General features: G+C 36.8%; 6 protein-coding genes and 4 tRNA genes. 6 read left to right on the top strand and 4 right to left on the bottom strand.

Features of this window, described 5'->3' with window-relative positions; all coding sequences use genetic code 11:
* Positions 1-3,365: C25 family cysteine peptidase (locus U9P79_05550; GenBank protein MEA2104088.1), on the top strand; the 3,365-nt coding region annotated here is incomplete at its 5' end.
* A 173-nt stretch (positions 3,366-3,538) separates the two neighbouring features.
* Positions 3,539-5,656 carry a PAS domain S-box protein gene (locus U9P79_05545; protein ID MEA2104087.1) on the top strand — a complete coding sequence of 706 codons (2,118 nt, stop codon included), beginning with the start codon at positions 3,539-3,541 and terminating at the stop codon, positions 5,654-5,656.
* A gap of 231 nt (positions 5,657-5,887) precedes the next feature.
* Here the strand turns inward: U9P79_05545 and U9P79_05540 are convergent.
* The 4 genes from U9P79_05540 to U9P79_05525 all read right to left on the bottom strand — a co-directional run bounded on the left by U9P79_05540 (position 5,888) and on the right by U9P79_05525 (position 7,159).
* Positions 5,888-5,976, bottom strand: a tRNA-Leu gene (locus U9P79_05540).
* A 9-nt stretch (positions 5,977-5,985) separates the two neighbouring features.
* Positions 5,986-6,060, bottom strand: a tRNA-Cys gene (locus U9P79_05535).
* A gap of 6 nt (positions 6,061-6,066) precedes the next feature.
* Positions 6,067-6,141, bottom strand: a tRNA-Gly gene (locus tag U9P79_05530).
* Between the two features lie 184 nt (positions 6,142-6,325).
* Positions 6,326-7,159, bottom strand: a complete 834-nt coding sequence (locus U9P79_05525; protein ID MEA2104086.1) for an HAD hydrolase family protein — start codon at positions 7,157-7,159, stop codon at positions 6,326-6,328.
* Between the two features lie 383 nt (positions 7,160-7,542).
* On the opposite strand from U9P79_05525, the gene U9P79_05520 reads away from it, so the two are divergent.
* From U9P79_05520 to U9P79_05505, 4 genes are all read left to right on the top strand, one after another.
* Entirely contained in the window at positions 7,543-8,271 is a 729-nt protein-coding gene (locus U9P79_05520; GenBank protein ID MEA2104085.1) for a biotin--[acetyl-CoA-carboxylase] ligase, read from the top strand.
* Positions 8,272-8,286: 15 nt separating this feature from the next.
* A tRNA-Arg gene (locus U9P79_05515) sits at positions 8,287-8,363 on the top strand.
* Positions 8,364-8,419: 56 nt separating this feature from the next.
* Complete coding sequence (locus U9P79_05510; GenBank protein ID MEA2104084.1) at positions 8,420-8,881, top strand: hypothetical protein; 462 nt, start codon at positions 8,420-8,422, stop codon at positions 8,879-8,881.
* A 43-nt stretch (positions 8,882-8,924) separates the two neighbouring features.
* On the top strand, positions 8,925-9,164 hold the full coding sequence (locus U9P79_05505; protein ID MEA2104083.1) for a hypothetical protein: 240 nt from the start codon (positions 8,925-8,927) through the stop codon (positions 9,162-9,164).
* Positions 9,165-9,395 lie beyond the last annotated feature (231 nt).

Here is a 9,395-nt window from a genome sequence, read left to right as displayed (position 1 = left end):
TTGGTGAAGATAGACTTCGCAGCAAATGGTGGGACCCTATTGTTAACGATATGGTCTTAAATTCCGAATCAATCCCTGAAATTGATTATAACAATCGCACGCGTGAAACAGGTTCTGAATATGTAATTATTTGCCCTGATGATGCTGACTTTATTGAATGGGCAGATTCTATCAGAGTATTTCGCACAATGCAGGGAATCTCTTCCGAGATAGTTACTACTGCCGATATTGGTGGAAATAACGCCAATTTGATTGAAAATTATATTGATGATGCGTATGACAACTGGGATATTCCACCGGTTGCCGTATTGATTCTCGGTGATTATGGAACTACCGGAAATACAGTTATCTCTCCTACCTGGAATGGATATTGTGTTTCTGATAATGTGTATGCTGATGTGGACAATGATGATCTTCCCGATGTTATTCTAGCGAGGATCACTGCCCGAAACTCTGCTGAACTCGACAATATGATTTGTAAGTTCATTGATTATGAACGTAGTCCGCCGGTTAGTCAGGATTTTTATGATCATCCCATAACTGCCTGCGGTTGGCAGACTGAACGCTGGTTTCAAATATGTGCGGAAACCGTTGGCGGCTTTTGGCATAATGAGCTCGGAAAAGATCAAGTTAGGATTAATGCGGTTTACGGTGGAAATCCGAACACAGATCCGTGGTCAACTGCTATGAACACAAGCACGATTCTAAATTATTTTGGTCCGAATGGGCTTGGATATATTCCAGCCACACCCGCTGAACTTGGTGGATTCTATGGTGGAACAGCAAATGATGTGAACAATGCAATCAACGGCGGTGCTTACATGATCTTGCACCGTGATCATGGCGGAGTGAGTGGTTGGGGAGAACCAAATTATGGAATTAGCGATCTTAGTGGCTTGAGTAACGATTTGCTTGTCTTTGTTTTTTCGATAAATTGTCTAACCGGAAAATTCAATGCTCCCGGACAATGTTTTGCAGAAGCAATGCACAGAATGCAGCACGGTGCTCTTGGCATTATCGCTGCCTCTGAAGTCTCGTATTCCTTTGTGAATGATACTTATGTTTGGGGGATGTTAGACAATATGTGGCCTGATTTTTTGCCCAATTATGGTTCTTATCCCGAACCGCGTGGAATCTTACCCGCATTTGCCAATGCAGCTGGTAAATATTTTTTGGAACAATCCAGTTGGCCCTATAATACAAACAACAAGGAAGTAACTTACTATCTTTTTCATCACCATGGTGATGCATTCTCAACTGTATTTACCGAAATGCCACAATATCTATCCGCAGAACATGATTCGGTAATCTTAAGTGGTGCGGATTTTTTTACGATAACCGCCACGGATAGTTCGTTCATTGCCCTTTCCGTTGATGGAGAAATATTGGGAACAGCAGAAGGGACCGGTGCTCCGGTAGAAATCGCAATCGAACCGCAAATTCCCCCCACAGTAGTTGATCTCGTTATAACGAAACAAAATTATTATAGATATGAAAAGCATATTCCTGTAGTTCCAATAAATGGACCTTATGTAAAATACTATTCTCACGAAATAGATGATTCGGCTGGCAATAACAACGGGCTCGTGGATTATGGAGAATTGATTAGTTTGAGTATGGGAATATTTAATGTGGGAATTGACGAAGCTTTAAATGTAGTAGTAGAAATAACAACTTCGGATGAATACATCACTATAATAGATGGTTTACAAAATTACGGAGATATTGCTCCATTTGAAATAATAACGCTGATAGATGCTTTTTCTTTTGAAGTGGATGAAATAATTCCGGATGAGCATATCGTTGAATTTGAAGTGAATGCCAGTTGTGGAGATTCTACTTGGACAAGCAGTTTCGACATTGAATGCCATGCTCCTATCCTCGAATATGGTGATTATACTATTTCCGACCCTGCTCCCGGGGGGAATGACAACCAAAGGCTTGATCCCGGTGAAACTGTGGATTTTAATATTCAAGTAAATAATATCGGAACATCAAATTCAAATAATGCGATAGGCATATTATCGTCTAATGACCCGTACATAACAATAAATAACGCGGAAAATAATTACGATACTATTTCCGCACAGGATAGTGCAGTAAGGAGTTTCAGCGTTACCGCAGATCCTCAACCGCCAATTGGGCACCTTGCAAGTTTTACATTCGAGGTAACGGATGAAGTGGGTTATACCGCTTCAGGTGGGTTTGAACTGTTTATTGGTGGAGTCCCATATTTGGTAATTGATTTAGATGAAAATACGAGTTCCGGCCCAATTATTGTCGAAACAATGGAGAATATTGGCATAAATGGAAATTATCTAACAAGTTTCCCCACCTTTGATTTGGATCAATATTCATCAATTTTCGTGTGTCTTGGTATGGGTGATGATTCTTACGACCTGAGCGATGCACAAGGACTGGATCTTGCCTGGTATTTGGCTGATGGCGGAAATTTATATATGGAGGGCGGAAATACATGGTTTTCTGGAAATGTAACAACAGTTCACGGCATGTTTGGTATAAATGCAACAGCAGAAGGTTCTAATGATTTGAATACAATTCTCGGACAGGATGGTTCTTTTGCTCATGGAATCAGTTTTAATTATTCCGGTGAAAATATTTCGATAGATCACATAGAACCGGAAAATGATGCTGTGCAGATATTTATGAATGAAAGCCCATCTTACGGATGCGGAGTTTCCAATGCTCCGGGGATGTATAAAACTGTGGGAATTTCTTTTGAATTTGGGGGAATTCTAGCTCCTTCCACGCGAGAATTATTAATTACAAAATACCTCACATTCTTCGATATAATTCAGGGAGAATCAGGAACTATTGAGGGAACCGTAACCTTGTCCAACGGAAGCGGAAATGTGGAAGATGTTGTGATCGAAGTATGCGGATTCCTCACAAATCCGGATTCGGACGGTAATTATTCTCTTGAAATTGATCCGGGAATCTATGAGGTAACAGCATCTTTAGAAGATTATGAATCACAAACAATCGAAAATGTAATTGTTTTTGTTGATCAAACTACTTCTAATATTGATTTTATTTTAGAATCATTATCAGCAAATGGTGAAGTGAAAATTACAACTTTAAACGGAAATTTCCCCAACCCGTTTAGCCACTCAACCCAAATTTCATTTAGCCTACAAGATCCTTCCCACGTAGAATTATCCATTTTCAATATCAAGGGGCAATTGGTAGCACGGCTGCTCAATGACGATCTCGCTGGTAACGAAGTCTATAGTTTTGCTTGGGATGGAACAAGCAACGGAAAACCGGTTGGAGATGGGATTTATTACTATATATTTAAAACTGATGATAAAAAAATTGTCAGGAAAATGATCCTGATGAGATAATTGTGATAAAACGCAATGGGAAAATCTTGAGTTAATCCGCCGGCTGGCGGATTGACTTAGGATTTTCTCGAAATTTTCTATTCTCACTGATTTTTCGTTTGGTTTTAATATGAAAATAAATATCGTTGCAATTAAGGATGATTGCATTACGGAATAAAAGTGTGGGAGAATTTATGCCGATTTCTACTGAGCAAATTCAGACTTTAGAAGAAGCTAAAATAAAAATCAAACAAAGCAGAGACAATTTCCGCACTCTCTTCGATAGCATTAAAAATCTTATTTTTATTCTTGACAGAAAAGGAATAATTCTGAAGGTAAATAAAATTGTGCCCGACATGCTCGGTTATAGCGAAGAAGAGATTGTCGGACAAAATGTCATTTTCCTCTATCCCCAAGACCAAAGAAAAGAAACGGAAAGTATCTTGGCTGATATGTCATCCGTTGATATACAAACTTGCAGAATTCCGCTTATTACCAAAGGGCGAATTCGCGTTTATGTTGAAACAACAATTAATACGGCAATCTGGAATGACAAAGAAGTATTGTTGTGGATCTCCCAAGATATTACCGAGAAAACTATTATTGAGAGAATGAGAGAAGAGGCGAGAAAAAGAGCTATAATTATCAAAGAAATTACCATTGCTGCGAATAGAATTGACAACTTGGCAGAACTTAGTGAGATCATTCTTGATCGAACTTTGGAATTTCTCGATTTCGAGAGAGGTGGGATTTATCTTCGTAAAGAAAATGCAGACGTTGCAGAAATTTTTTATTCTAAGAATATTGATTATAAATTGATGAAAAAAGTGAGAAAGATAAATATTCACGAAGAACCACACCTTTCGGTTTTTGGAACACAAAAGGCGATCATCCTTGGAAATTACGCTGAAATTCGTCCGTATATTTCGCAAAAATATGGTATCAAAGCTTTGGTAAGCATCCCCCTCATTGCCGGTAAAGTTGTTATTGGTGCTTTGACTATTATGAAAAACAGTGAATATCAATTCTCTGATTTTGAAAGAAATACCCTGATCACTATTGGTCAAGAATTGGGAAATGCTATAAAAAAAATGCAATATCGCCAACAATTACAGGAATCACGCGATAATCTGGAAAAACGGGTGAAGGAAAGAACAAAAGATCTGATTACACTTACTCATAAATTGCAAAATGAAGTCTATGAAAAGAAAAAGGCAGAAGAAAAATATCGCAATCTTTTTGAAAATGTGGGTGAATGTATTTTGTTTTTGAATCCTGACGAAAAAATACTTATGGTCAATAAAACTTCTGAAAAAATATTTGGTCTAAAAAAACGAAGTATAATCGGAACAAAATTTGATAAATTTGTAGATGCAAAAAATCTCTCAAAGGTAAAAAATCACACAAGTATCAGTAAAAAAGGGAGAAAATCTACTTACGAAATTGAAATCATCAGGCCCGATGGAGAAATCAGAAATATCGTAGTTACTGCCACCCCACAGTATGATAAAAAATCGGTATTTATCGGCACACTCGGCATTTTTCGGGATATTACAGAACAGAAAATTGCCGAAAAAAAATCAAAAGAGCTTGAGTTGAAAATGTTTTCTCAATCCAAAATGGCTTCACTCGGAGAAATTGCCACTGGCATAGCTCACGAGATAAATCAACCCCTGTTTTATATTAATACGATTATTCAAACGCTTCTCGAAGATTTTGAACTAAATGATGTGGATAAAAAAGACGCTATTCAAGGACTTCAAAATAGCGAAATCCAAGTTCAAAGAATAGTGAGTATTATCCAGCATTTGCGAATATTTGGCAGAGCAGATGACAAATATACTGTTGACGTTAATCTGAATGAAGTAATGGAAAATTCTTTGCTAATTCTTGGCGAAAAATTTAAACATCATCAGATTAAATTAAACAAAAAGATTGAAAAAGATTTACCGGATGTTCAAGCCAACCCAAATCAGATGGAACAAGTGTTTCTAAATCTGTTCCAAAATTCCATTCACGCTCTGGAAAAAAATGAGACTGATGCGGAAATAGAAATTTCGATTACTAACGATTTTCAGGAAAATTGCATTATTTTAAACTTTAGTGATAACGGAATGGGAATTCCCAAAGAGATAAAAGAGCAAATCTTTGAACCTTTTTTTACCACCAAGGAGGTGGGAAAAGGTACGGGGCTCGGTCTTTCGATAGTTTATGGGATCGTAACAGATCATGGGGGTGAAATAACTTGTGAATCTGAAGTTGGAAAAAGAACAAATTTCCGGATAGTGTTTCCTGTAAAAAAAATTGATTAGTGGGTAATTAGTGTTTGTTCGTAAAGTCGGGATTCGACGCAGATGAACGCTGAAGAAAATGATTTACGCAAGATAAAAAATTTAATTATAAAAAGTGTAGTATCAGCCCTTATCAGCATAATCAGTGTTTATCTGCGTCGAATTACTTGCGGAGAATCATTGCAAAATTGTGAGTTTACGGACAGACTTTAATTAAGAAAAAAAACCCGCCGAAAACGACGGGTTCTATATTGGTACCAGAGGCCGGACTTGAACCGGCACAGGCATTAAAGCCCGAGGGATTTTAAGTCCCTTGTGTCTACCAATTCCACCACTCCGGCAATATAAAATGGAGGCGACACCCGGACTTGAACCGGGGAATAAGGATTTTGCAGACCCCTGCCTTACCACTTGGCTATGTCGCCAAAAAATGGAGCGGGAAACGGGATTCGGACCCGCGACGTCTACCTTGGCAAGGTAGAGCTCTACCACTGAGCTATTCCCGCAAATAGTGAGACGAAATTTCAATTCTCTTGTTTTTATGTCAAGAATTTTGGTTGAAGAAATAACTGATAACCGGTGATAGCCATTTTGCGAAGTTGTGATGTATTTGCTTCAAAAACTATAATCATCCGGGAAAGGGGAATAAACATGGAGGAACAAATAATATAGAGCTAATTCTCCAAGCCCCTAATCTAAACCTACCATCCCCAAATCCCTCAATGCTTCACTAAACCCATTATTTTGATTACTTGCTGTAAAAGAAAATAATTTTTTGAGTTCTTGGGGAGCATTTTCAACCATAAAGCTTCTTTCTGTCCAGTTGAGAAAATCAAGATCATTGTAATCATTGCCGATTCCGATCGTTTTTTCTTGCCGTATTCCGAGTATTTCACACAACCATTCTACCGCGTGTCCTTTGGAAACATTTTTGGGTAAGAATTCAATCCAAAGAGATTTTCCATCTAAAGGGGAAGTGGTTCGAATAATTTTGTATTGATAAAATTCATGTCTCAAATTATGATAAAGAGAAAGATTATCCGGTGCAATGACTATTATTTGGCTTGCTTCTTGGAAATTTTTGGGATTAAAACAAATAGGCGAACAGTATTCCCGATAGAGTTCGCATCTCCTGACAAAATCAGGATTATGATTGCCGGTAGAGTGAAAGACAAAATGGTGATTTTGGGGAATTGTTTTTTGTATTGAGAAATCAAAACCGTTTTCGACAAGAAAATCAGAGATGTGAATAACATTCTTTGTTTTTATTTGGTGTGAACGGATAATTTTTTTACTGCTCCATTCCATAATTCCGCTACCACATGAGAAAATCACATAATCAATGGGAAAATCGTCTCGGAGCACCTTGTGCAGAGAATAAAGACTTCGTCCTGTTGCAATAACCCTGAGGATATTTTGCTCTCCCAAATTGCAAAATGTTTGATAATCTATTCTGCTAACTGACTGGTTATTGTTCAACAGTGTGCCATCCAGATCAGTAATAACCATACTTTTATTTATCATAATAACACCAAAATTATCAGGAATCACATTTCAGTCAATCAAATCATTATTTTTTGCCTTCAGCGAATACGTAAGAACCGCATCGCCCTTTATAAGTCATCAACTTCCATCGCCTCTCGTTCCCATCCGTCAGCTGGCGGATTGGGAATGCATATTTTTTCCAAGCCCCAACTTGGCTGTTATTTCCAAATAGGAAACCAAATTTTATCCCATAAATTTTCCCACCACATTTTTTACCATCATAAATCCCGATGGATGGGACGTTGCAGATTTATTGGTTTTTGTTTGTAAATTCCAGTTTAGGTGCTAAATTTTTCGTCCATGTTGACAAACATATAAAATTGTGCCATCAATAACACAAAAACGGATCAATAAATTTCATAATGAAATCAAAATTCTTTCCAGTGATAAAATTTTATCCAATATTGGATTCTACCAATGTTTTTGCAAAAAAATTGCTTAAACAAAAAAGTAAGAAAAATTTTGTTATTGTTGCTCGTGAGCAGAAAGACGGCAAAGGCAGGTTGGGTAGAAAATGGGCGTCCTCAAAAGGGGGACTTTGGTTCACGATGGTTCTCGCAGGAAAACAGTATCAATCAAATGTTACTTTGCTAACAAGTATTGCTCTACACAAAACTATAAAAAGCATTTTCTCATCTGCTCCTTTATTCATCAAATGGCCGAATGATCTTTTTTGGAAAGATAAAAAAATTGCCGGCATTTTAACCTCATCTTCCCAAAATTCGACAATTATCGGAGTAGGATTGAATGTAAATCAAAAGCAAATGCCAAAAGAATTAGAAAAAATTGCCACAACTCTTTATATGGAAACAAGCAAAAAAATTAAACTTAAAAAAATCCTCAAACATTTTCTGCAAATTTTTGCGAATGATTTAAAATTGTATAAAAAAAATGGATTTGAACATTTCCAAAATTATTATAATGATTACAATTACCTTTTTGGAAAAAAGATTAAGGTTGAGCTCGGCAACGAGGAATTGCGGGGTGAAGTTACCGGCGTTTCCCCCAAAGGTGAACTCCTTGTAAATGTTTTGGGGAAAGTAAAAAAAATTATCTCTGCCGAGAAAATTGACATAATATCTCCTCATTAAAATTATTAAACCAGTGCCCCGGTAGCTCAGAAGGATAGAGCAGCGGTTTCCTAAACCGCAGGTCGTAGGTTCGATTCCTGTCCGGGGTACCATTTTAAAATAAATTATGAATAGCAAATAACGGATTTTATGAAATTGAGGATTTGATATGAAGATTAACGAAAAGAAATTTTATGATGCTCTGGAAAACATCTTTACCGGAGCAAAAGTCGAAGGAGATAGCGGATATGTTAATCTCCTTAAAATCAAAGAAAAATATTACCGGCAAATAATCAAAAAATTTAAATTTAAAATTTCCCAAAACAATCTGATCGAAGGTTTCAAAGAAGAATTCTTCGATAAACTGTATTCTTTCTTTGAGAAATATTTTTCCGAAAGCGGAAGCGTATATTTTGTGAAAACCGCAAACTGGCAAAGAGTTTACGAAAAAGTTTACACAGACAACAAAGATGTGGTTCTATTCTGGAAAACTCATATGCTTTACTATGTTAAATCCGATATTCTGTTCCAAAGCATAAATGTAGAAATTCAAGATGATAAAACCGGTGCAACGCATTATTTTTATTTTGATGTTGGTCATTTAAAGCAAAAACAGAATAACGAAAAATGAAAGATAATTTTCGAACACAAAGAAACAAAAATTGAGAAGTTAGATGATAACAAAGAAAGAAGAAATACAACTTAATTTTGATAATCTTTATCCGAACATCGATCTGCCTGAAACGTTATCTAACCTTTTCGGACTTCCGATAAAGAAAATAACAAAAGAAAGCGTAATCCTGCTGGACGGAGAAGATGAGAGAAAAATCAAAACCGATGTGAAACAAATGACGGAAGATGAGAGAATAGAATTTGTGAGATTATTGAAACCTCTGCTTTGGTGGGGAGAGTAAGCTGTTTTGGGAAAAGCTGAAACAACGACTAAAAGCCGAAGGAAGTGAGATCGTGACAAATTGTCACGGACTGAAATTAAAACCAAGAAAAATGGAAACAATGAAGAATAAGATATGAGCAAACAAAATAAAATCCAAATTTTCCAAGAGCAAAAAGTAAGAACTCATTGGGATGAAACTTTAGAAAAATGGTTTTTCTCCATTATAGATGTTGTGGCAATTTTAACCGAA

Source organism: Candidatus Cloacimonadota bacterium (genome assembly GCA_034661015.1).
In the GTDB taxonomy this organism is placed as follows: Bacteria; Cloacimonadota; Cloacimonadia; order JGIOTU-2; family JGIOTU-2; genus JAYEKN01.
The sequence above is the reverse complement of the archived record's forward strand: the minus strand, read 5'-3'. Positions and strand labels throughout refer to the sequence as shown.

Bases quoted from the DNA above. Each gene is read 5' to 3' on its own strand.
- U9P79_05545 (MEA2104087.1), top strand. From the start codon at position 3,539: ATGCCGATTTCTACTGAGCAAATTCAGACTTTAGAAGAAGCTAAAATA.
- U9P79_05525 (MEA2104086.1), bottom strand. From the start codon at position 7,159: ATGATAAATAAAAGTATGGTTATTACTGATCTGGATGGCACACTGTTG.
- U9P79_05520 (MEA2104085.1), top strand. From the start codon at position 7,543: ATGAAATCAAAATTCTTTCCAGTGATAAAATTTTATCCAATATTGGAT.
- U9P79_05510 (MEA2104084.1), top strand. From the start codon at position 8,420: ATGAAGATTAACGAAAAGAAATTTTATGATGCTCTGGAAAACATCTTT.
- U9P79_05505 (MEA2104083.1), top strand. From the start codon at position 8,925: ATGATAACAAAGAAAGAAGAAATACAACTTAATTTTGATAATCTTTAT.